We start from the raw sequence: 22,714 nt of genomic DNA on the forward strand, positions 1-22,714 counted from the left end.
AAAACATGAAGATTAGATGTGGAGCGCGCGGCCATAGGCGCCGAGCACGGCCTCGTGCATCGTCTCGCTGATCGTCGGGTGCGGGAACACCGTTTCCATCAGCTCGGCCTCGGTGGTCTCGAGCGTCTTGCCGATCGTATAGCCCTGGATCATCTCGGTCACTTCCGCGCCGATCATGTGTGCGCCGAGCAGCTCGCCGGTCTTGGCGTCGAACACGGTCTTCACGAAGCCCTCGGCCTCGCCCAGCGCAATCGCCTTGCCGTTGCCGATGAAGGGGAAGTTGCCGACCTTGACCTCATAGCCGGCTTCCTTGGCCTTGGCCTCGGTAAGGCCGACCGACGCGATCTGGGGGTGGCAATAGGTGCAGCCCGGGATGTTGCGGACGTCCATCGCGTGCGGATGCTTGCCGGCGATCGCCTCGGCAGCGATCACGCCCTCATGGCTCGCCTTGTGCGCGAGGAACGGCGGCGCGGTGACGTCGCCGATCGCCCACAGGCCGGGCACGTTGGTCTTGCACGAAGCATCGGTGACGATGTGGCCGCGCTCGCTCTTCACGCCCAAAGTCTCGAGCCCGATATTCTCGGTGTTCGGGACGATGCCGACCGCGACGATGACGTGGCTATACTCCTCGACGGTGACCTTGCCGTCCTTGCCCTTGATCGAGGCCTTCACGCCGGTGCCGGTCACGTCGATCTTCTCGACGCCGGTCGCGGTGCGGATGTCCATCCCCTGCTTCTTGAACTGCTTTTCGAGATGCGCGGAGACGTCCTTGTCCTCCACCGGCACGATCCGGTCGAGCATCTCGACGATGGTCACCTTGGCGCCCATGTCGTTGTAGAAGCTGGCGAACTCAACGCCGATCGCGCCCGAGCCGATGACGAGCAGCTTGGTCGGCATCTCCGGCGGGGTCATCGCCGTACGGTACGTCCAGATGCGCTTGCCGTCGGCCTTGGCGAAGGGCAGGTCGCGCGCACGCGCGCCGGTGGCGACGATGATGTTCTTCGCCTCGAGATCGGTCTTCTTGCCGTCCTCGGCGGTCACGGTCAGCTTGCCCGGCGCGGTCAGCACGCCAGTGCCCATGTGCACCGTGATCTTGTTCTTCTTCATCAGGTGCGTGACGCCCTGGTTGAGCTGCTTGGCGACGCCGCGCGAGCGCTTCACCACCGCGTCCAGGTCGGCGCTGATCTTCTCGGCGACCAGGCCGTAGTCCTTGGCGTGCTGCATGTAATGGAAGATCTCGGACGAGCGGAGCAGCGCCTTGGTGGGGATGCAGCCCCAGTTGAGGCAGATGCCGCCCAGCAGCTCGCGCTCGACGATCGCGGTCTTGAGGCCCAGCTGTGCGGCGCGGATCGCCGCCACATAGCCGCCGGGGCCCGAACCGAGCACGATCACGTCATAGGTGTCAGCCAAGGGAGGAATCCTTCAATTGGGTTTGGTTCGAATATGGGGCGTCAGCCCGAAATTGCATCGATCGGCCGCGGCCGCTTGTTCTCGTCGACCGCGACGAAGACGAACTGCGCCTGGGTGACCAGGCAGCTCTCCTCCGAGTGGCGGGCGCGGCGCCAGGACTGGACGTCGATCGTCATCGAGGTGCGCCCCACCTTCACGATATCGGCGAACACCGAGACTTCGTCGCCGACCGAGACCGGCGCGTGGAACTTCATGCCCTCGACGGCGATCGTCACGGCTCGGCCCCGCGCGCGGCGCGCGGCGACCAGCCCGGCGGCAAGGTCCATCTGGCCCATCAGCCAGCCGCCGAAGATGTCGCCATAGGCATTGGCGTCAGCGGGCATGGTGCTCACCCGGATCGCCGGCTGCTGGTTCGGCGGGCCGTCAGCCATCCGCGCGCGGCTCCGTGCCCGCGAGCCCGGCCTTGTCCGCCGCGAATGCCTTGCGCACCGGCTGCACGCCCATCGCGATCACCGCGATCATGCAGGCATAGGCGACCAGCCAGATGTCATCGGTCGCGCGCGGATAGGACCAGGCCGCCGCCGCCGCGATCAGCGCCGCGGCGATCAGCCCGATCACGATATGCACCACTTCGATCAGCACGCGCATGAGCGAGCCCTCCGGTTCAGGCGATCATCCCGAAGGGATTCTCGACGAGCTCCTTGAAGATCTTCATCATCTCGGCGCCGTCGGCCCCGTCGATCGCGCGGTGATCGAAGCTGCCGGTGGCCGACATCACGGTGGCGACCTGCAGCGCGTCGTCGATCACATAGGGACGCTTCTCACCCGCGCCGATCGCCATGATCATGCCCTGGGGCGGATTGATCACCGCTTCGAACTGCTTGATGCCGAACATGCCCATGTTCGAGAGCGACGCGGTGCCGCCCTGATATTCCTCCGGCTTCAGCTTGCCCTCGCGGGCGCGACCGGCGAGATCCTTCATCTCGAGCGAGATCGCCGAGACCGCCTTGTTCGCCGCGTCGCGGATGATCGGGGTGATCAGCCCGGTGGGGGTCGAAACCGCGACCGACACGTCCGAGCGGCTGTACTTGATCAGCTGGTCGCCGGTGTAGGTGACGTTGCACTTGGGCGCCTGGGCCAGCGCGACGCCGAGCGCCTTGATCAGCAGGTCGTTGACCGACAGCTTCACGCCGCGCGCCTCGAGCGCCTTGTTGAGGTCGCCGCGCAGCTTGAGCAGCGCGTCGAGGCGGATGTCGACGGTGAGGTAGATGTGCGGGACGGTCTGCTTCGACTCGGTGAGGCGGCGCGCGATCGTCTTGCGGATGTTCGAGAGCTTCTCGGCCTCGTGCGGGATCGAGTCGTCCCACCAGACCTTGTGCTCGGCCGGCGCGGCAGCCGGGGCCGGGGCGGCCGCCGGAGCAGCCGAGGCGGCGGGAGCGGCAGCTGCCGGGGCGGCGCCGGGCTTGGCGCCTTCGACGTCCGCCTTGACGATGCGGCCATTCGGACCCGAGCCGGCAACACCGGCGAGGTCGACGCCCTTCTCGGCGGCGATGCGCTTGGCGAGCGGGCTCGCCTTCACGCGGTCGCCCGCAGCGGCCTGGGCCTGGGCAGGCGCCGGAGTCGGCGTGGGCGCAGGCGCCGGGGCCGGGGCAGCTGCGGCAGGCGCCGGAGCGGGAGCTGGGGTCGGGGCCGGTGCTGCGGCGGCAGTCGAGGCATCCTCGCCCTCACCGGCCAGCACGGCGATCACGGTGCCCACCTTCACATTGTCGGTGCCTTCGGCGACGAGGATCTTGGCGATCACGCCCTCGTCGACCGCTTCGAACTCCATCGTCGCCTTGTCGGTCTCGATCTCGGCCATGAGGTCGCCGGACTTCACCGTATCGCCCTCCTTCACGAGCCACTTGGCGAGGGTGCCCTCTTCCATCGTGGGGGAAAGCGCAGGCATCTTGATTTCGATCGACATGAAGGTTCCCGTGGTTGGAGCCCTGAACAGGTTCGGGCCCTCTTTGCGCCGCCCCAGCCCCGGGTCAAGAGACGCGCTTGCAGGAAATGACGCTACGGGGCACGTAACGCACGACCAAGAGGATCATTCCATGCGCACCTATCTGGTGGTGATCGACGAAAGCACCGAGGCCGAGATCGCTCTTCGCTTCGCCGCGCGGCGCGCCGTGAAGACCGGCGGCAACGTCGAAATCCTGGCGCTGATTCCCAAGCCGGACTTCGTCCAGTGGGGCGGCGTGATGGCGACGATCGAGGAAGAGGCGCGCGAACGCGCCGAGGCGCTGGTCGCGCGCGCCGCCGGCACGCTGTTCACCGAATCGGGCCTCAAGCCCTCGATCACCGTGCGCGAAGGCGACGGACCCAAGATCGTCCGCGAGATGATTGCGGCCAACCGCGACATCGCCGCCCTGGTGCTCGGCGCCGCCGCGGGCGGCCCGCCGGGGCCGATGGTGGCGCATTTCTCGGGATCCGATGCCGGCAACCTGCCGGTGCCGCTGATGATCATCCCCGGCGCGCTCGACATGGACGCGATCGACCGGTTGAGCTGAGCGGGCGGGCCCGTCACGAAACAACCGTCATCCCGGCGGAAGCCGGGATCTCAGGCGATAGCGGGAATAGAGCCGCCCGAGATCCCGGCTTTCGCCGGGATGACGATTTGGGGCAATTGACCCACCCCCACTCGCCCGCCACTCTCCCGCCATGCGCATCCTCGCCCTAGCTCCGCTCCTCCTCGCCTTCCCCGCCCAGGCGCAGGAGAAGCCCGATCCTGCGAAACTCAAGGCGAGCGTCGAGAAGCTGGTGGGCTTCGGCACCCGCCACACGCTGTCCGATCCCGAAAATCCCACCCGCGGCATCGGCGCCGCGCGACGCTGGTTCGCCACCGAGCTTTCGCGGCTGGGCGACCAGTGCAACTGCATCGAAGTGGCGAACATCGCGCGCGGCTTCACCGGCAACCGGGCACCGAACGGCGTAGAGATCGTCGATGTGCTCGGCTTCCAGGCCGGCACCGACCCCAAGCGCGTCGTCATCGTGATGGGCCATATCGACAGCCGCGTGACCGATGTGATGAACGCCACCGCCGATGCCCCCGGCGCCAATGACGACGGATCGGGCGTCGCGCTGGTGCTCGAAGCCGCACGCATCCTCTCCAAGGAGAAGTTCCGCGCGACGATCGTCTATGCCGCGCTTTCGGGCGAGGAACAGGGCTTGTTCGGCGGGCAATTGCTCGCCGAGACCGCCAAGGAGCGCGGCTGGACGGTCACCGCGGTGCTCAACAACGACATCGTCGGCAACAGCATCGGCACCAACGGCCAGAAGGTCGCGGACCGGGTGCGCGTCTTCTCCGAGAGCTTCGGCGAGAATGACGAGCCAAAGGCGCTGAAAGGCCTGCGTGCCGATGGCGGCGAGGATGATGGCCCGAGCCGTGCGCTCGCCAAGGCGATCGACACCGTCGCGGGCAAGATCCCAGGCGGGCTCGACGCGTTCCTCGTCCGCCGCCCCGATCGCTTCGGCCGCGGCGGCGATCATTCGCCCTTCCAGAAGCTCGGCTATCCGGCGGTGCGCTTCTCGGTCGGCGTCGAGAATTACGACGCGCAGCACCAGGATCTCGTCGCCGGCAAGGGCGACACGGTCGATAAGATGGATTTCGCCTATCTGGCCAAGGTGACCGCGATCAACGTCGCGACGATCCGCCGCCTCGCCGCCGCCCCCGCCGCGCCCGATACGGTGACGATCGGCGGCGCGCTGGCGGCCGACACCTCGGTCAAATGGACCGCGGTGCCGGGCGCGGTGAAGTACCGAATCCACTGGCGCCGCGCGGATGCGCGCGACTGGACCAGTCAGCTCGACGTCACCGGCACCGAGACCAGCCTGAAAGGCGTGGTGGTGGACGACAGCTTTGTCGGGGTGTCGGCGATCGGGGCGGATGGCGCCGAGAGCCTGGTGACGTTCGGGCGGCGGTAAAGCCGCTCCCTTCTTCCCTCTTTCCCCGGCGAAGGCCGGGGCCCAGCCTTGAAAGTCACGCGCCTTGGCGCGTCTGCGCCGCGCGAGCCGAGTCTGGGCCCCGGCCTTCGCCGGGGAAAAGCAAGTTGCAATGTAGGATTTCCCATGTTTGCCTCGAGCCGTCCCCGGACCGCTCTTTCAAACCGTAGGAAATATAGGACCTGTCACGCGCAATAAGCTTACGTTGGCCTGGCCGCCCTCCAGGCTGCGAAACCGGCTCTTGGCGTGTACTTCGTGTACTTCAGCAGGAACTCAGCGGCAGCCGCAGACGCAGCACTTGGCCTTGGCCACGTAGCGGCGCTTCACCGGGGCCTTGCGCACCACGCGGCGCGGGGCGGAGCGGACATAGGTGGTCGTCGTCGCCACTTCCTCGATCACTTCCTCGGTGATCGTGGTGGTGGTCGTGGTCGCCGCGGGCATGGTGATCACCACGGTCGATCCCACCGGCGCGCCGTAATAATAGGCACCCGACTGGTAGCTGCCCTGCGCGCCGTAATAGGCCTGGCCCGAGCCGTAATAGCCCTGGACCTGTGCCGCCGGCGGTGCACCGATCGCACCGGCCGGCGGCACACTCCCCCCGGAGTATCCGTCATAATAGTCGTTGGGGTCGACCGGCTGGATCGGCTGGCGATAGCCGGCACCAACGGTCGCGTTCGAATAGCTGTACGAATTCGAATAGGCCGCGCCCGAATCGACCCAGGCATCCGCGTCGGCCCAGGAGATGCCGCTCACCGAATCCCACACGCCGCCGCGGTCGTCGACCAGCACGGCGTCGTCATAATAGCGCACCCAGAAATAGCCGTAGGGCGGCGCGGCCAGGCCCCAGCTCAGATAGTCCGGGATGCGAAAGCCGCTGCCCATCCAGTAGCTGGGCAGATGCCCGCCACGGCCCATGCGGCGATACTTGTTCCAGCCGCCGGGCGCCTGGGCGCCGGCATACCAGCGGCCGTTGATCTGCCCGCCCCAGCGATTGCCGCCATGCTGGCCGAGCTGCACCGGGCCGCGCGGCGGCAGCGCCATCCAGCGGCCGTTCTGCCAGACGCGCGGGCCGGCAGTGGGCACGCCGGGGCCGCCATGCGCGATCGGCGCCGGGCCGGGGTAATGCGGGGGATTGTGCGAGACGGTCGGCGGCGGAGGCATCGGCACGCCACGCGGCGCCATCCCGCCGGGCGCCGGGATCGGGCCACCGCTGCCGCCCCAGGTCGGGCCGGGCGACGTCACCTGCGCGGCCGCCGGCAGCGCTGCCAGCAGCGCCGTGGCCATCATGGCCGGCTTCATCAGGTGACGCATCGCAAACTCCTTCGGCCATGGCAGAGCCGCCCCGCCCGCATGGTTGCCAAAGGATTAAGCCCCGCGCAGGCGCGAAGCCAGAATTGCCTATGCTTAACGGAGTCCCGATCCGGGTCAGCCGACCAGTCTGGGACCGAGGATGCGCATCAGTGTCTCGCAACCCGCTGCGTCGCCGGCATCGAAGCGTGCCGGATTGGGGCTGTCGAGGTCGAGCACGCCGATCAGCTCGCCCTGGACGACGATCGGCACCACCAGCTCGGAGCGGCTGGCGACGTCGCAGGCGATATGGCCGGGAAAGGCATGGACATCCTCGACCAGCTGCGTCTCGCGCGTGGCCGCCGCAGCACCGCACACGCCCTTGCCGAAGGGGATGCGGATGCAGGCGGCCTTGCCCTGGAACGGGCCGAGGACGAGCTCGCCGCCGACATTGCGGTAGAAGCCGGCCCAGTTGAGATCGGGCAGATACTGCCCGATCAGCGCCGAGACGTTCGCCATGTTGGCGATCGCGTCGGGCTCGTCGGCGGTGAGCGAATCGAGCGCGGCGGCGAGGTCGCGATAGAGCTCGGTCTTGTCGGTGGTTTCGATATCGAAGGCGTACATGGCGGAGGATGTAGGGTGGGAAGCGGCAAAGTACCATCACCTAGTATCGTCACCCCGGCCTTGTGCCGGGATCCACCGGGAGGCGAGACATGGTCAAGAGGCGCGAGGGCATCGGGTGCGGCACAGTGGACCCCGGCACAAGGCCGGGGTGACGGTTAGAGATTTAGTCCAGCCGGACCTTGCCCCGCCCGGCCTTGACCTGGCTCCGCCCCTTCTTCTCGTCCACCCGCCGTGCCTTGGCGGCCTTGCTCGGCTTGGTCTTGATCCGCCGGGCGTCGCGCTCGTGCGCCTTCTCGATCAGCTCGAGCACGCGTTCGCGGGCATCGGCGCGATTGGCTTCCTGGGTGCGGAACTTGCGCGCGGTGATCACCAGCTCGCCGGCGCCGGTCAGCTTGGTGCCGGCGAGGACCTTGAGCTTCTGATAGGCATAGGGCGCCAGGCCGAGCTTGAACACGTCGATGCGCAGCTGCACCGCGGTCGCCACCTTGTTGACGTTCTGGCCGCCCGGCCCGGTCGAGGCGAGGAACTTCTCCTCGATGATTGCCGCCTCGGGCAGCTCAGCCACGGCCGAACCCGGCATTGTGGAAGCGCACCGGCAGCGGCGCGGTGGCGTGGATATCGTCCTTGCCGTCGCGCGGCACGGTCAGCTCGATGGCGTGGAGCATCATCGCCGGCCCGCCCCGGCCATAGACCGGATCGCCCAGCACTGGCACGCCCAGCCCCTCGGCGGCATGGACGCGGATCTGGTGGGTGCGGCCGGTCTCGGGATAGAAGGCGACGAGGCTCTTGCCGCCCTTGCGCTCCATCACCTTGTAACGGGTGACCGAGGGCTTGCCCTTGGGATCGCCGACCATCCGCCACCCTTCCTCGCGCGTCGAGACTTTGGACAGCGCCAGATCGATCGTGCCGCTATCGAGCTTGGGTTCGCCATCGAGGATCGCGAAATAGCGCTTGGCGACCGCGCCGGTCTCGAAGGCCTGGGCGAAGCGCTTGAGCGCCTTGGGGTTGCGGGCGAGCAGCAGGCAGCCGCTGGTGTCGCGATCGAGCCGGTGGACGGGCACCGGCAGGCGCTGGAAGCCGAAGGTGAGCTGGTCGAGCAGGTCCTCGAGGCTCTCCGAACGGTCCCGCGGACGATCGACCGGCAGGCCCGCAGGCTTGTCGATCACCAGAGCCTCGCCATCGATGAAGAGCACGCGATCCTTGAACATCGCCTGCCCATGCCACCGCCAGCGCCGAAGCGCCAGCGGTGGAGGACTTTCCGCTTAACGCTGGAAGCGGATCGAACAGACCGACATGCGGCCCTGCACCGTGGTGTGCCACTGGCCGGTCCATTCGCCGCGCATGTCGCGGGCCTTGTCGCGGCACTTGCGATCGGCATCCGACTGGTTCCAGATCGGGCCGACTTCGATGTCACGGACCACACCGCCGCTACCCCAGCCGCCACCGTTGCCCGGATAGCCGCCACCGCCCGGGCGATCCCAGCCGCCGCCGCCCGGACGGCCACCGCCGGGACGGCCCCAGCCGCCCTCGCCATAGCCGCCATTGTCACCCCAGCCATTGTTGCGGCGCGGATCGAGGTCGGTGATCCGGTAGAGGAAGCGCGGCGGCCCGTTACGCGGGATGCCCGAGATGTTGCCGCCACGAATGTCGAGGCGGACGCGCGCGCCACGCGACGGATCGTAGAGATTGACCGCATCGCGGCTGCGGTTGGTCTCGTCGAAGCGGTGGATCAGCGTGCCGTCATCGGCGAACTCGACCCAGCGGCCGGGATGCGTCTCGACGAAGGCGCCACCGCCGCTGTGGCGGACGCGGCCGACATTATTGCCGTCGACGCGCTGCATAGCGGCGGGCGCCGCAAGCGGGTTAGCCGGCGGTGCCGCCGAGGCAACGCCGCCCAGCAGCGCGGCGGACAGGGCAAGGCAGGAAATTCGTGCAAGCATGGTTCATTCTCCCCTCACTGCAACCGGGCTCATTTTGGCCCGTTCGACACAGCAGCGCAACGATTCAGCAATGCGCAAAGTTGCGTTGAGCCTTTTCGCTTGAACCGCGTTTGAACGGACGATGCCTATCCCGGCAGTTGTTGGGGTTGCGTATGCGTATTCCCGCCTTTGCCCTGTTCCTGCTCGCGCCGTGGGCGGCGCATGCGCATGACGAGGATTCCCCGCCCCCGCCCGCCATCGCCACGGCAGCGCCGCTGTTCAACCACCTGCCCTATGGCGAGGCCGATCCTTCCGCGCTGCTGGCCGTGCCCAACCTGCCCGGCTGTACGCTGGCGCGCGAGGCGGTGCCCGATCTCGAGCGGATGCTGGCGGCGGCGCGGGCCGAAGGGGTGGAGCTGGGCACCGCATCGTGCTTCCGCTCGGTCGCCTATCAGCGCCGGGTGTTCTGCGCCGGCGCCGGAAACTGCGATGCCGTGGCTGCCCAGCGCGCCCGCTTCGTCGCCCCGCCGGGCTATAGCGAGCATGCGACCGGCTACGCTATCGACTTCGTCCAGCGCGGCGGCGATTGCCGCGCAGTGGAGCAATGCTTCTTCCTCACCTCGGGCGGCCAGTGGCTGATGCGCCGCGCGCCGGAGTTCGGCTTCGAGCTGTCCTTCCCGGCCGGCAACAAGCAGGGCGTGGGCTGGGAGCCCTGGCATTGGCGCTGGGTCGGCGCGCCCGCCGCCCGCACTCGCTTCGCCCCGGCCCAGGCGCGCTTTCCCGCCCTGCCCGCCGCGCCGCAAATGAAAACGGCGGCCGGACACGAGGTCCGGCCGCCGTCCCTGGAGACCGCGCCAGGAGGGGGGGAATTACGCGGTCTCGGCTTCGCGGTGGGGAGCCGCGATCTTGTTGGCCAGCTCGGCGACCTTGCGACCCTGATAGCGGGCGCCGTCCAGCTCGACCTGGCTCGGCATGCGGCTGCCGTCGCCGTCCGAGATGGTGGTCGCGCCATAGGGCGAGCCGCCCTTCACTTCGTCGACGCCGCTCTGGCCCTGGAAGCCATAGTCGAGGCCGACCACGGTCAGCCCGAAGTGCAGCAGGTTGGTGATGATCGAGAAGAGCGTCGTCTCCTGGCCGCCATGCTGGGTGGCGGTCGAGGTGAAGGCGCCGCCGACCTTGCCGTTCAGCTGGCCCTGGTACCAGACGCCGCCGGCGCGGTCCCAGAAGCTCGCCATCTGGCTGGCCATGCGGCCGAACCGGGTCGGCGCGCCGACGAGGATGCCGTCATAATTGGCGAGTTCGTTGACGTCTTCCAGCACCGGATGGCTGTGATCGGCAACGAAGCCGGCAGCAGCAGCCACCTCGGCCGGCGCCGTCTCGGGAACGCGGCGGACGTCGACCTCGGCGCCGGCGCTGCGCGCGCCCTCGGCGACGGCATCGGCCATCTTCGCGAGGTGACCATAGGACGAGTAATAGAGAACGAGGATCTTCGACATGGTTGCGACTCCCTTCCTTGTTATTCGCTGTCGACCAGGACGATCTCGGCGTCCTCGATCGCGGTGATGGTGTAGGCCTTGCCACTGCGCAGCGCGGCACCGTCCCGGGCGTTGACCGGCTCGCCGTCGATCTCGATCCTGCCTTCGGCGGGGACCAGATAGGCGTGACGGTTCGCACCCACTTCATGGGTGACGCTCTCGCCGGCCTTCAGCGTGGCGCCCAGCACCCGGGCATCGGCCCGGATCGGCAGCGCATCGGCATCATCGGCAAAGCCGCTCGCCAGGGTGACGAACTTGCCCGAGCGATCGCCCTTGGGGAAAGGCTTGGCGCCCCAACTCGGCTGGCCGCCCCGCTCGCGCGGCATGATCCAGATCTGGAAGATGCGCGTCGTCTCGGGTTCGAGATTATACTCGGCATGGCGCACGCCGGTGCCCGCGCTCATCACCTGGACATCGCCGGCGCCGGTGCGGCCCTTGTTGCCCATCGAGTCCTGATGCGTGATCGCCCCCTGGCGGACATAGGTAATGATCTCCATGTCCTGGTGCGGGTGCGGCGGGAAGCCCGCGCCGGCGGCGATCTCGTCGTCGTTCCAGACGCGCAGCGCGCCCCAGTTCATCCGGGCCGGATCATAATAGTTCGCGAAGCTGAAATGGTGCCGCGCGTTGAGCCAGCCATGATCCGCATGGCCGAGGCTCTCAAAGGGTCGTTTGTCGATCATGGGGTGTGAACCTCCTGTGTTGATCCGGAAGATAGGCACCCGGATCGCGCGGTAAATGGAAACGTTGGAAACCGATCGTTTCCGTGTTACGCCTGCGGCATGAAGCTACCGGACTTCGAGGCCTGGGCCGTTTTCGCCGCGGTGGTCGAGCACCGTTCCTTCAGCGCGGCCGCGGACGCCCTCGCCGTCTCCAAGGCGACTGTCTCCAAAGCGATCACCCGGCTGGAGGGCCGGCTGGGCACCACGCTGTTCCACCGCACCTCGCGCCGGCTGACGCTCACCGACAGCGGCCGCAGCCTTGCCGAGCATGCCCAGCGCATCCTGACCGAGGGCCAGGCAGCGGAAGAGGCCGCCTTCGAATCCGCCAGCGCGCCCGCGGGGCTGGTCCGCGTCGCCGCGCCGCTCACCTTCGGCATCCAGGCCGTCGCCCCCGTCCTTGCCGACTTCATGACGCTCTATCCCGGCATCAAGGTGGAGCTGCGCCTGTCCGACGCGTTCGTCGACATCGTCGGCGAGGGGATCGACATCGCGCTGCGCATCGCCGAGCTGCCCGACAGCTCGCTGCGCGCCCGCAGGCTGGGGCCGATGGTGATGCACATCGTCGGCGCGCCTGCCTATTTCGACAAGGCCGGGCGGCCGCGCCATCCCGCCGACCTCGCCCACCATGCCTGCTTCGTCTATACGAACACGTCCAACCCGGATGTATGGCGCTTCCGCAAGGCCGGCGGCGAGGAAGCCGCGGTGCGCGTCGATGGGCCGATCCGCACCGACAGCGGCGATGCGATGATCCCCGCGCTGCGCGCAGGCCTGGGCATCGCCCGCCTGCCCGACTTCCTGATCGCCGACGAGCTGGCCAAGGGCGATCTCGAGGAAGTGCTGCTGGAATGGTCAGGCACCGCCGCCGCGCTCCACCTGCTCACGCCCCCCGGCACGCTGCGCCCCGCCCGCGTCGAGGCGCTGATCGATTTCCTCGCCGATCGGCTCCGCAAGACCTGCGGCGAATTCCACTTAAAGGACTCGACTCCGTAACGGTTTTGAGTCCGCCCCTAGGTAGATTCCCTACGACTCGTGGAGTCAGGCCGGTTAGGGAGAAATTAACCTTTTGCCTTCAGACACGCTTAGGTTAATGAATCGCTCAGGGCATGCCTTTTCATTGGGGCAAGGCAGCCTTGCAGCAAGGGGACTTTGACGATGCGCGTGCTGTTGATCGAAGACGAGCCGAGCACTGCCAAGGCAATCGAGCTGATGCTCACCACCGAGGGTTTCAACGTCTATACGACGGACCTGGGTGAGGAGGGCTTGGACCTGGCCAAGCTCTATGATTACGACATCATCCTGCTCGACCTGAACCTGCCCGACATGCACGGGTATGACGTTCTGAAGAAGGTCCGGGTCGCCCGCGTGCAGACGCCGGTGCTGATCCTGTCCGGCATCAACGAAATGGACAGCAAGGTGCGCTCGTTCGGCTTCGGTGCCGACGATTACGTGACCAAGCCCTTCCACCGCGAAGAGCTGGTCGCCCGCATCCATGCGGTCGTCCGCCGCTCGAAGGGCCACAGCCAGTCGGTCATCCGCACCGGCAAGCTGGCGGTCAATCTCGATGCGAAGACGGTCGAGGTCGACGGTGCCCGCGTGCACCTGACCGGCAAGGAATATGCGATGCTGGAGCTGCTCTCGCTCCGCAAGGGCACGACGCTCACCAAGGAAATGTTCCTGAACCACCTGTATGGCGGCATGGACGAGCCCGAGCTCAAGATCATCGACGTCTTCATCTGTAAGCTGCGCAAGAAGCTCAGCATGGCGTGCGAAGGCGACAATTACATCGAGACCGTCTGGGGCCGCGGCTATGTGCTGCGCGAGCCGGACGGCGTGGAAGGCCAGGAGCCCGTTTCGGCGGTCGCCTGAGGAATATACCTGCTGAGCAGGGCAAGGAAGGCCGCGGCCCCGCAAGGGACCGCGGCCTTTCCCGTTTCAGGGTCAGTAATAGAAGTCGCAGCCGTCGCGCAGGAAATCGTCGTCGCGCTTGGAATCGCAATAGGTCAGCAGCCCCTCGGGCACCTGACGCTCGGCGATGCGGAAGGGCTCGCCGGCGCCGCGCCGGGTGAGCAGAACGCTGCCCGCCGGCACCATCTTCCTCCCCTTGTGCATCGTCACGTCGATCCGCACGCGATCGGGCGAGAGGAAGGTCGCGCGGCGCTCGGTATAGCGCTTCAGGTCCGACATCAGGATCGCCCGCGCCTCCACCGCCAGCACCTGCTTCAGCGCCATGTCCTTGCCGATCTCGAAGGTGCGATAGACCACCGCATCGTACATGTTGCCGTTATGGGTGCGCTCCTCGACCGTGAGCGTCGGCCGCCGCCCGCCGCTGCCGGGCTGCATCCGGACGAAAGGTGCCCCGAGCAACGGATCGCCCTTGGCGTACACGCTCGCCCATTTGGTGAAGATCAGCGGCGGGGCCTGGGTCACGGCGCCGGTGCGCGGATCGCGGGCGAGGAAATAATCGACTTCATTGCCGAGCGGAAAGGCGCGCGGGGCGACATAGAGTTCGAGCCCGTCCGGCCCCTGCAGCCGGAAGACCGGGGCGAACACGCGGCGGCAGTCCATCCGCGTCTCGCGCCATTCGGCCTCGGTGAAATTCTTCCTGGCGATGGCGGTCACATGTGCGCGGATCCTGTCCGCCACCGCCCGTGGCAAGGGCGCCGGCACGGGCCTGGACCGATAGTCCTGCTCGAGGCGGATGTCGTTGTCGGCGGTGCGCACCGCGCTCAACCGGCAATGCCGAAAGTCGCGCGGGTCGCCCTGGGCACCGGGCGGGCTGGTGAAGGAAGCGATCCATCCGAAACCGGCAACCAGCCCGATGACCTTCATCGCCTCTCCCCTATCGCCCGCGCCGCGCCATCGCGTGCCGCTCGGCCGCCTCCAGCAACGCCGCCAGATCCGCGCGGCTCACGTCGAAGCTTTCCTGCACCTCGGCGAGCGCGGCGTCGATATCCTCCGCCGAGATGCGCGGATCGGGCGGCGCGGCAGCGGGCCGGTGCGGATAGCTGTGGCCGGAGAGGCGGTGGAAGACGAGGCCGGCGAGCACCAGCAGCACGGCGTTGAGCCCGCCCGGCACCAGCGCGAAGCTGTAACCGCGCGCCAGCACCTCGGGGCTGCCGATCACTGCGATCAGCGCCGCGCCGCCGCCCGGCGGATGCAGGCAGCGTCCGATCGACATCAGCAGGATCGCCAGCCCCACCGCCAGCCCGGCGGCCAACGCGCCATGGCCGAGCAGTTGCACCGCGAAGATGCCGCAGGCGATCGATATCACCGTGCCGCCGATGATCGGCCAGGGCTGGCCGAGCGGGCTCGATGGCACCGCGAACAGCAGCACCGCCGAGGCGCCGATCGACCCGGCCATCAACAGCGCGACATGATGCCCGGCGAACCAGGTGGTGAGCGCGCCGGAAAAGCCGATCGCCAGCGCCGCGCCCAATGCCCCGAACCCGCGATCGCGCCACGTGGCGCCCGGCAGGCGGAGCCGCGGCAGCGCCATCATTTCTTCACATAGACGCGCGCGCCACCGACCCAGGTCTCGAGTACCTGGGTGCCGCGCAGGTCGGACGGCGAGGCGAGCAGCGGGTCGCGATCGACGATGATGAAGTCGGCGCGCAGGCCGGGCGCCAGCCGGCCGATCATCGACTCGGCAAAGCCCGCCCAGGCGGCGCCGGTGGTGAAGCCCGCCCAGCCCTGCTCGCGCGTCACCGCTTCCTCGACCCGCCAGCCACCGAAGGGCTGGCCATTGGCGTCGGTGCGGGTGAAGCTCACGGCCCAGCCCGCCCAGGGATCGGGGCTCTCGACCGGATAGTCCGAGCCGAAGGCGATATGCGTGCCGTCCTTGAGCATCGTCTTCCAGGCATAGGCGCCGGCCAGCCTGTCCGGGCCCAGCCGCGCCTCGGCCATCTTCATGTCGCTGGTCTGGTGGACCGGCTGCATCGAGGCGATCACGCCCAGCTTGGCGAAGCGCGGCAGATCCTTGGGGTCGACGATCTGGGCATGCTCGATCCGCCAGCGGCGATCGTCCTTGTAGGTATCGGACAGCACTTCGACCGCATCGAGCACCTGCTGGTTGGCACGATCGCCGATGGCGTGGACGGCGATCTGGAAATTGTCCATCGCGCCGCGCGTCATCATGTTGAGCAGCTGGTCGTCGGTGAGGAAGCCCAGCCCCTTGTTGCCCGGCGCGTCGCTATATTCGGCCTTGAGCCAGGCGCCGCGGCTGCCAAGCGCGCCATCGGCATAGAGCTTGATCCCGCCCATGCGCAGCCTGTCGCCATAGAGCCAGGGCGTCGGCCCCTGCCCCGCCACTTGCAGCGCCGTCTCGACGCCGTGCCCATAGCTCATGATGCGGACGCGCAACTGGCCGAGATCGGCCATGCGGCGATAGGTGAGCCAGTCGTCCACGGTGGTGCCCATGTCCGCTGTGGCGGTGATCCCGAGCGACAGCAGCCGGTCCTGCGCCTTGAGGAAGGCGGCATTCATCTCGCGCGGCGTCGGCTTGGGGATGAACTTGCTGACCAGCCCCATCGCGCCGTCAACGAACACGCCGGCAGGTGCGCCCTTGGCGTCGCGCTCGATACGGCCGCCATTGGTATCCTTGTTCGCCGCGGTGACGCCGGCGATCTGGATCGCGCGGCTGTTCGCCCAGGCGGCATGGCCATCGACACGCTCGAGCCAGACGGGGCGATCGCTCACCACCTTGTCGAGGTCCGCCGCGGTCGGGAAGCGGCCGAGCTTCCACGTCTCCTGGTTCCAGCCGCCGCCGAGGATCCACTTGGTCGGGTTGGCATCGGCATAGGCCTTGATCTTGGCCAGCGCCTCGTCGAGCGACGCGGTGCCCGAGAGATCGAGCAGCATCAGCTGCGACCCCAGCCCCATCACATGGCCATGCGCATCGATCATGCCGGGCAGCAGCGTCTTGCCGCCCATATCGAGCTTCCATTCGACCTTCTTGGGGCGCTTGTCCTCGCGGGTGAGGAGCTGGGTGATCTTGCCGTCACGGTTGAACAGGATGCCGGTGAAGCGGACGACATCGCCCTTCTCGTCCAGCGTCATGCCGTTGACGTTGTCGATCAGACCGTCCGCCATGGCGGCTGCGGGGGCAAGGATGAGGGCGAGCGCGGCGAACAGCCGCAGGAGGCGCTTCAGCATGGCCGAGGGCATAGGGCCTGTTCCGCCCGTGCGCCAGATGCGCCGCCGCCATGCCGCCCCGACATGGGTTTCCCCGCAGAAGCGTGGTTTCCCCTGCGGCGCAGATGGTCTAGGCGATGCGGGATATGGCCACCAAGACCCTCCCGGCGCATGCGCCGCAGCCCGTTTCGATCGACGACGTCCGTGCGGCGCAGGCGCGCATTGCGGGCCAGATCGTGCGGACGCCGACGCTGGTGAGCAAGACGCTGTCGGACCTGACCGGTGCCACCGTCTATCTCAAGTTCGAGAACCTCCAGTTCACCGCGGCCTACAAGGAGCGCGGCGCGCTCAACACGCTGCTCCAGCTCGACGAGGCGGCGCGCGCCAAGGGCGTGATCGCGGCATCGGCAGGCAACCACGCGCAGGGCCTGGCCTATCACGCCAACCGGCTGGGCATCCCCAGCACGATCGTGATGCCGCGCAACACCCCGATCGTGAAGGTCACCCAGACCGAGGGCCACGGCGCCAACGTGATCCTCGAAGGCGAGACCTATGACGCGGCCTATGCGCACAGCCGCAAGCTGGAAGCCGAGCAAGGCTTCACCTTCGTTCACCCCTTCGACGATCCGCGCGTCATCGCGGGCCAGGGCACGGTGGCGCTCGAGATGCTCGAGGACGTTCCGGAGATCGACACGCTGATCATCCCGATCGGCGGCGGCGGCCTGATCTCGGGCTGCTCGACCGTGGCCAAGTCCGAGGGGCGCAACATCGAAGTGGTCGGCGTGCAGGCCGAGCTCTATCCCTCGATGTACAACCGCATCCACCACACCGACATGCCCTGCGCCGGCGACACGCTGGCCGAAGGCATCGCAGTGAAGGAGCCGGGCGGCATCACCTCGGGCATGGTCGAGGCGCTGGTCGACGACATCGTGCTGGTCAGCGAGCGCCGGCTGGAAGAGTCGCTGAGCCTGCTGCTTCAGATCGAGAAGACCGTGGTCGAGGGCGCGGGCGCCGCCGGCCTGGCCGCGCTGCTCGCCGAGCCGGGCCGCTTCAAGGGCAAGACCGTGGGCATCGTGCTGTGCGGCGGCAATATCGATCCGCGCCTGCTCGCCTATGTACTGCTGCGCGACCTGGCCCGCTCGGGCCGGATGGCGCGGCTGCGCATCCGCCTGCAGGACCGGCCTGGCGCGCTCTACAAGGTGGCGCAGATCTTCGACCAGCTCTCCGTCAACATCCTCGAGCTGTCGCACCAGCGCATCTTCACCAACCTGCCGGCCAAGGGCCTGAGCCTGGACGTGGAGTGCGAGACGCGCGACCGCGACCATCTCGAACGGCTGATGACGGCGCTGCGCCGGGCGCAGTATGAAGTGCAGCTGGTCGAGCTGGCCTGATCCGGCACGGCCAAAGTACACGAAGTACACGCCCAAAGCCGTTTCCACCCCAGCGGGCGCCGGCAAAATCCAACTCCATAACCAACCGCCATACCGATCCCGCTTCGGAATGGCGGAAGGCCCGCGACTCCGCAGGACTCCTTCTGTTCTGCGCCAACCCGACGAAGCGAATCGCACGCGCGACGAATGGAGTCGTCGCTGGATTCACACGATTCGTCGCGTCCGATATGATGGCGCAACAGGACAAATTCTCCTTATCCGGCAGCGTGTTACGCGGCCCGATGGTTAACGCCCACGCTCTCCAGGGAAGTGGTGAATCGTTAACCCTCTTTCATGGTAAAGTCGCTTTTCATCCTTTGCGATCCACCGCATAACTGCCTCGTCAGGCCGAGCGTAACGGCCAGAGCAAAGGGGCATCAGGGGTGACTGCACTTTCCCGTTTTCCGCGGTTCTTCGTCACCAGTCCCTCGCCCTGCCCCTATCTTCCGGGCCGGCAGGAGCGGAAGATCTTCACCGAGCTTTCGGGCCAGCATGCCGGCGAGTTGAACGACGCGCTGGGCCGCATCGGCTTTCGCCGCAGCCAGTCGGTCGCGTACCGGCCGAGCTGCGCGGGCTGCACCGCCTGCGTCTCGGTTCGCGTCGTCGCCGGCGAGTTCCGGCCGAACGCCAGCCAGCGCAAGCTGCTCAAGCGCCATTCGGACCTGGAGATCACCGCCTGCAAGCCCTGGGCGACCGAAGAGCAGTTCCAGCTGCTCCACCGCTATCTGAGCGCCCGCCACCCGGGCGGCGGCATGGCGGCGATGGACGAGAACGATTATGCCGACATGGTCGAGCAGTCGCCGGTCAGCTCCTATGTGATCGAATATCGCGAGCCGAGCGTGGACGGCGTCCGCGGCCGGCTGGTCGGCGCCTGCATCACCGATCAGCAGGCGGACGGCCTGTCGATGATCTACAGCTTCTTCCTGGCCGATGACGAAAGCCGCCCGGGCCTGGGCAATTTCATCATCATGGACCACATCCTGCGCAGCACCGCGGCGGGCCTGCCCTATGTCTATCTGGGCTATTGGGTGAAGGGCAGCGAGCGGATGGCGTACAAGACGCGCTATCGCCCGATCGAAGTGCTCGGCCCCAATGGCTGGTCGGTGCTGGAGGACGAGGACCTGGAAGTCGCGATGCCGGTGCCGGCGAGCGCGGCGGTGCTGGCGTAGGGCCAGCCTGTTCCCCGGCGAAAGCCGGGGCCCAGGGTCACAAGCGATACGGCAGAGAAACCCTGGGCCCCGGCTTTCGCCGGGGAACTATGATGGGTTGCTGTCCAGGCTATTCCTCTACGCCCAGCTGATCGACGTGCAGATCGACGTCGAGCTCTTCCTCACCCTGGCCGATCCGCATCCCACCGGTCGCAGCCGCGCTGCTCGCATCGAGGCCGATCGCAACGCGGACATAGCTCTCGTCGGGGCTCATCCCGGTCGAGGGATCGAACCCGACCCATCCCAGTCCCTCGACCCAGGCCTCTGCCCAGGCATGCGGCGCCGAGCGGGCGGCGTCCTCCGCCCGGTAGCCCGAGACGTAGCGCGCCGGCACCATCAGGCCGCGCGCGCAGGTGATGAATATCTGCGCGACATCGCGCGAACTGACCTTGCGGCTGCCCTCGAACGCCTTGGCCGCGGTACAGCCGGCATCGGGCAGATCGGGCACGCAGGGGAAGCGCTGGCGCAGCCCGGCATTGAGGCTGTGGAGCTGCTCGAGCCGGTCGGTGCTGCTCCCGATCCCTTCCGCGGCGAAGACGAACAGCGCGTCACTCGACTTGGTGCGCGGCGTGGTGCGCAGGTAGAAGAGCGGCGGCAACGGCTCGGGCGCAGCGCGGACGACCCCGCTCGATTCGCTGGTGAGCACCTCGCCGGTGACGGTGATCTCGAGCTCCTCGATCGGCCCCTCGGCATAGAGCATCGTCACCATGTTGCCGAAGCCGTCATGCGCGTCGCGCAGCCGGGCATCGCAATCGACGCCGACCAGCCAGCTCACCACCGTCTGGTCCTGCGTGTCGCTGGGCGTGAGGCGCAGCATCTGGACGATGCGGGCCTGGGGCTCGCTGAACCGGTAATGGGTGCGATGTTCGATGGCGATGCGCATCAGATGAACCTGAACTGCCGGGCGATCGCGCCGTCGAGCATCGCATTCTCGCGGACGAACGCCTCGAGATGCTCGTGCAGGCCGGAGACGATCACGTCATGGGTCTTGGTCTTCTGCATCCGCGCCATGCGGGCACGCGCCATGCGATCGGCCTCGCCCTGCAGCCCGGTGCGCTTGGCCAGCGCATTGAGCAGCGCGACGACTTCCTCGACGCATGCGGCCAGGCTGCGCGGCAGCTCGGCGCGGCTGATCAGCAGGTCGATCACGTTCGCCGGCTGGAGCCCGTCATTGTAGAGCCAGCGATAGGCATTCACTGCCGAGACGGTCTGCAGGATCGTGTTCCACTGGTCGCGGTCGACCACGCCGCCCACTTCCTCGTCGGCGGGGAGCAGGAGATGATACTTCACGTCGACCAGCCGGGCGGTGTTGTCCGCGCGCTCGACTGCGGCGCCGAGCTGGATCAGCAGCGTCGCCTCGTTCCGCATCATCCGGTGGATCGCGCCTTCGAAGCCGCGCGTCTCGCCCTTGACCTGCTCGAGCAGGTTGAGCGTGGCGGTGGCGCCGCCGGTCGACTGGCGGTTCTGGAAGAGCAGCCAGGCGCGGTTGATCGCGGTCCACGCCTCGCGGGTGAGCGCGGTGCGCACCGCGCGGGCATTGTTGCGCGCCATGTCGAGGCAGCGGACGATCGAGCCGGGATGGCTGTCGTCGAGCGTGAGGAAGCGCGCGACCTTGGCCTGCGTCATCTCCTGCCCGGTCAGGGCGAAGGCCTCGTCGGTATAGGTGACGGCGAGCGCGCTCAGCCATGCCGCCTCGCCGGCCGGGCGGGCGGAGAGCGCATCAAGGCGGATCGTCGCTTCGACGAGACGGGCGATGAAGTCGGCGCGCTCGAGATAGCGGCCGAGCCAGTAGAGCGCCGCAGCGGTGCGGGAGAGCATCAGCATGACGCGCACTCCAGCTGCGTCATCCCCGCGAAAGCGGGGACCCATCTCGTGCACGTGCCACGCGCCAGACAGCCGTTGGTATTCAATGCCCATCCGGGAGATGGGCCCCCGCTTTCGCGGGGGTGACGGAAGAAGTTTTTCATGCCCCGTCATCCAGCAGCACGAAGCTGTCCTTGGTGCCGCCGCCCTGGCTGGAATTGACCACCAGCGAGCCTTCGCGCAGCGCCACGCGGGTGAGCCCGCCCGGCGCGACGCGGACGCCGTCGCTGCCGGTCAGCACGAAGGGGCGGAAATCGACATGGCGCGGGGCCAGGCCCTGATCGACCAGCGTGGGCACCGTGGAGAGCGCCAGCGTCGGCTGGGCGATGTAGCGATGCGGCTCGGCGATCAACGCGGCGCGGAACTCCTCGATCTGGGCCTTGGTCGCGGTCGGGCCGACGAGCATGCCATAGCCGCCCGAGCCGTCGACCAGCTTCACGACCAGATCGGCGAGGTTATCGAGGACATATTTGAGCGCATCCGGCTCGCGGCAGCGGAAGGTCTCGACATTGGGCAGCTTGGCCTCGCCGCCCGAATAGAAGCGGACGATCTCGGGCATGTAGCTGTAGATCGCCTTGTCGTCGGCGATGCCGTTGCCCGGCGCGTTGAGGATCGCGACATTGCCGGCGCGGTACGCCGCCATGATGCCGGGCACGCCGAGCATCGAATCGGGGCGGAAGACCAGCGGATCGAGGAAATCGTCGTCGATGCGGCGATAGATCACGTCGACCTTCACACGGCCCGCGATCGTCTGCATCCAGACGACGTCATCGTCGACCACCAGGTCGGCCGCCTCGACCAACTCGACGCCCATCGAATCCGCCAGGAAGCTATGCTCGTAATAGGCCGAGTTGAAATGGCCCGGGGTGAGCACGACGCAGACCGGCTTGCGGTTGTTGCCCGGCGCGACCGACTGCATCGTCCGCAGCAGCATGTCCGGATAGCTATCCACCGGCGCCACGCGGAAATCGCGGAACAGCTCGGGGCAGAGCCGGATCATCGCCTCGCGATTCTCGAGCATGTAGGAAACGCCGGAGGGCGTGCGGGCATTGTCCTCCAGCACATAGAACTGGTCGGGCCCGGTGCGGACGAGGTCGATGCCGCAGATATGCGCCCAGACGCCGTGCGGCGGCCGGACACCATCGACCTCGGCCCGGAACTGCTCGTTGAGATAGACCAGCTCGGGCGGGATGATCCCTTCCTTGAGGATCCGCCGCTCGCCGTAGATATCCTCGAGAAAGGCGTTGATCGCCTGGACGCGCTGCACCAGCCCTTCGGAAAGCCGCGCCCATTCGCCGGCGAGGAACACGCGCGGCACGATGTCGAACGGGATGATCCGCTCCGCCGCGTCGCTGTCGCCATAGACCGCGAAGGTGATTCCGAGCTGGCGGAACGCGGCCTCGGCGGATTGCTGGCGGCGCTGCAATTCCGCAGCATCGGTTTCGGCCAGCCATTCGGACAGCGCAGCAAATTCGGCGCGCGGGTTTTCAGGCCCGCCATGCCCCCAGATTTCGTCGAACGCCCCGCTTGCCGCCATGCGCCTCCCAAGTGCCGGAAAGACCGACAGGTTCCATGCTGCAACGCTTTGTTGCGCCGCACAAGGGGGTA

The 22,714-nt window shown here is 67.6% G+C and carries 23 protein-coding genes and 1 pseudogene; 7 read left to right on the plus strand and 17 right to left on the minus strand.

The window, feature by feature from the left end:
• Positions 1–12 precede the first annotated feature (12 nt).
• From lpdA to P6144_RS14865, 4 genes are read right to left on the minus strand one after another with little or no spacing between them, the layout of a single operon-like run.
• Complete coding sequence (lpdA, locus tag P6144_RS14850) at positions 13–1,410, minus strand: dihydrolipoyl dehydrogenase (protein ID WP_277768579.1); 1,398 nt, start codon at positions 1,408–1,410, stop codon at positions 13–15.
• 41 nt (positions 1,411–1,451) lie between these two features.
• Positions 1,452–1,841 (minus strand): acyl-CoA thioesterase, encoded by a 390-nt coding sequence (locus P6144_RS14855; RefSeq protein WP_277768580.1) that lies wholly within the window; start codon positions 1,839–1,841, stop codon positions 1,452–1,454.
• Positions 1,834–2,058, minus strand: coding sequence for a hypothetical protein (locus P6144_RS14860; protein ID WP_277768581.1), 225 nt, complete (start codon positions 2,056–2,058; stop codon positions 1,834–1,836). The genes P6144_RS14855 and P6144_RS14860 overlap by 8 nt, the downstream gene beginning before the upstream one ends.
• Before the next feature lie 16 nt (positions 2,059–2,074).
• Positions 2,075–3,373: a pyruvate dehydrogenase complex dihydrolipoamide acetyltransferase gene (locus P6144_RS14865; RefSeq protein ID WP_277768582.1), complete on the minus strand. Its 1,299-nt coding sequence runs from the start codon at positions 3,371–3,373 to the stop codon at positions 2,075–2,077.
• A 130-nt stretch (positions 3,374–3,503) separates the two neighbouring features.
• Between P6144_RS14865 and P6144_RS14870 the strand changes: the two genes are divergently transcribed.
• Positions 3,504–3,959, plus strand: coding sequence for a universal stress protein (locus P6144_RS14870; RefSeq protein WP_277768583.1), 456 nt, complete (start codon positions 3,504–3,506; stop codon positions 3,957–3,959).
• A gap of 151 nt (positions 3,960–4,110) precedes the next feature.
• On the plus strand, positions 4,111–5,373 hold the full coding sequence (locus P6144_RS14875; protein WP_277768584.1) for a M20/M25/M40 family metallo-hydrolase: 1,263 nt from the start codon (positions 4,111–4,113) through the stop codon (positions 5,371–5,373).
• Positions 5,374–5,664: 291 nt separating this feature from the next.
• Here P6144_RS14875 and P6144_RS14880 read toward each other — a convergent pair whose 3' ends face one another.
• From P6144_RS14880 to P6144_RS14900, 5 genes are all read right to left on the minus strand, one after another.
• Positions 5,665–6,702, minus strand: coding sequence for an RcnB family protein (locus P6144_RS14880; protein ID WP_277768585.1), 1,038 nt, complete (start codon positions 6,700–6,702; stop codon positions 5,665–5,667).
• Positions 6,703–6,816: 114 nt separating this feature from the next.
• The gene (locus P6144_RS14885; protein ID WP_277768586.1) at positions 6,817–7,302 is read right to left on the minus strand and encodes a GAF domain-containing protein; all 486 of its coding nucleotides are present in this window, start codon (positions 7,300–7,302) and stop codon (positions 6,817–6,819) included.
• 163 nt (positions 7,303–7,465) lie between these two features.
• The gene (gene arfB / locus P6144_RS14890; RefSeq protein ID WP_277768587.1) at positions 7,466–7,882 is read right to left on the minus strand and encodes an alternative ribosome rescue aminoacyl-tRNA hydrolase ArfB; all 417 of its coding nucleotides are present in this window, start codon (positions 7,880–7,882) and stop codon (positions 7,466–7,468) included.
• Positions 7,860–8,510 carry an RNA pseudouridine synthase gene (locus P6144_RS14895; RefSeq protein ID WP_277768588.1) on the minus strand — a complete coding sequence of 217 codons (651 nt, stop codon included), beginning with the start codon at positions 8,508–8,510 and terminating at the stop codon, positions 7,860–7,862. Before P6144_RS14895 ends, arfB begins: the two co-directional genes overlap by 23 nt.
• Before the next feature lie 54 nt (positions 8,511–8,564).
• Positions 8,565–9,242: a mannan-binding lectin gene (locus tag P6144_RS14900; protein ID WP_277768589.1), complete on the minus strand. Its 678-nt coding sequence runs from the start codon at positions 9,240–9,242 to the stop codon at positions 8,565–8,567.
• A 152-nt stretch (positions 9,243–9,394) separates the two neighbouring features.
• On the opposite strand from P6144_RS14900, the pseudogene P6144_RS14905 reads away from it, so the two are divergent.
• Positions 9,395–9,943: pseudogene (locus P6144_RS14905) on the plus strand (M15 family metallopeptidase); the annotation flags it as partial.
• A gap of 147 nt (positions 9,944–10,090) precedes the next feature.
• Here P6144_RS14905 and wrbA read toward each other — a convergent pair.
• Positions 10,091–10,717 (minus strand): NAD(P)H:quinone oxidoreductase, encoded by a 627-nt coding sequence (wrbA, locus tag P6144_RS14910; protein WP_277768590.1) that lies wholly within the window; start codon positions 10,715–10,717, stop codon positions 10,091–10,093.
• A gap of 20 nt (positions 10,718–10,737) precedes the next feature.
• Complete coding sequence (locus P6144_RS14915) at positions 10,738–11,436, minus strand: pirin family protein (protein WP_277768591.1); 699 nt, start codon at positions 11,434–11,436, stop codon at positions 10,738–10,740.
• Between the two features lie 99 nt (positions 11,437–11,535).
• Between P6144_RS14915 and P6144_RS14920 the strand changes: the two genes are divergently transcribed.
• A complete protein-coding gene (locus tag P6144_RS14920; RefSeq protein ID WP_277768592.1) occupies positions 11,536–12,465 on the plus strand; it encodes a LysR family transcriptional regulator in 930 nt (309 codons plus the stop codon).
• 162 nt (positions 12,466–12,627) lie between these two features.
• On the plus strand, positions 12,628–13,341 hold the full coding sequence (locus P6144_RS14925; RefSeq protein WP_277768593.1) for a response regulator transcription factor: 714 nt from the start codon (positions 12,628–12,630) through the stop codon (positions 13,339–13,341).
• 72 nt (positions 13,342–13,413) lie between these two features.
• Here the strand turns inward: P6144_RS14925 and P6144_RS14930 are convergent, their stop codons facing one another.
• Genes P6144_RS14930 through P6144_RS14940 form a run of 3 tightly spaced genes read right to left on the minus strand, consistent with a single transcriptional unit; the run spans position 13,414 to position 16,626 of the window.
• A complete protein-coding gene (locus P6144_RS14930; RefSeq protein WP_277768594.1) occupies positions 13,414–14,304 on the minus strand; it encodes a hypothetical protein in 891 nt (296 codons plus the stop codon).
• A 10-nt stretch (positions 14,305–14,314) separates the two neighbouring features.
• Positions 14,315–14,974, minus strand: a complete 660-nt coding sequence (locus P6144_RS14935) for an HPP family protein (protein ID WP_277768595.1) — start codon at positions 14,972–14,974, stop codon at positions 14,315–14,317.
• Positions 14,971–16,626 carry an amidohydrolase gene (locus tag P6144_RS14940; protein ID WP_277768596.1) on the minus strand — a complete coding sequence of 552 codons (1,656 nt, stop codon included), beginning with the start codon at positions 16,624–16,626 and terminating at the stop codon, positions 14,971–14,973. The genes P6144_RS14935 and P6144_RS14940 overlap by 4 nt, the downstream gene beginning before the upstream one ends.
• Before the next feature lie 125 nt (positions 16,627–16,751).
• On the opposite strand from P6144_RS14940, the gene P6144_RS14945 reads away from it, so the two are divergent.
• Both P6144_RS14945 and P6144_RS14950 read left to right on the plus strand, forming a co-directional pair.
• Positions 16,752–17,996, plus strand: coding sequence for a threonine ammonia-lyase (locus P6144_RS14945; protein ID WP_277768597.1), 1,245 nt, complete (start codon positions 16,752–16,754; stop codon positions 17,994–17,996).
• 422 nt (positions 17,997–18,418) lie between these two features.
• Positions 18,419–19,204: an arginyltransferase gene (locus tag P6144_RS14950; protein WP_277768598.1), complete on the plus strand. Its 786-nt coding sequence runs from the start codon at positions 18,419–18,421 to the stop codon at positions 19,202–19,204.
• Between the two features lie 109 nt (positions 19,205–19,313).
• Here the strand turns inward: P6144_RS14950 and P6144_RS14955 are convergent, their stop codons facing one another.
• The 3 genes from P6144_RS14955 to P6144_RS14965 all read right to left on the minus strand — a co-directional run bounded on the left by P6144_RS14955 (position 19,314) and on the right by P6144_RS14965 (position 22,643).
• Complete coding sequence (locus P6144_RS14955) at positions 19,314–20,126, minus strand: transglutaminase family protein (protein WP_277768599.1); 813 nt, start codon at positions 20,124–20,126, stop codon at positions 19,314–19,316.
• Positions 20,126–21,061, minus strand: a complete 936-nt coding sequence (locus tag P6144_RS14960; RefSeq protein ID WP_277768930.1) for an alpha-E domain-containing protein — start codon at positions 21,059–21,061, stop codon at positions 20,126–20,128. Before P6144_RS14960 ends, P6144_RS14955 begins: the two co-directional genes overlap by 1 nt.
• A 145-nt stretch (positions 21,062–21,206) precedes the next feature.
• Entirely contained in the window at positions 21,207–22,643 is a 1,437-nt protein-coding gene (locus P6144_RS14965) for a circularly permuted type 2 ATP-grasp protein (protein WP_277768600.1), read from the minus strand.
• Between the last annotated feature and the right edge of the window lie 71 nt (positions 22,644–22,714).

Source organism: Sphingomonas sp. HITSZ_GF (assembly GCF_029543155.1).
GTDB lineage: Bacteria > Pseudomonadota > Alphaproteobacteria > Sphingomonadales > Sphingomonadaceae > Sphingomonas.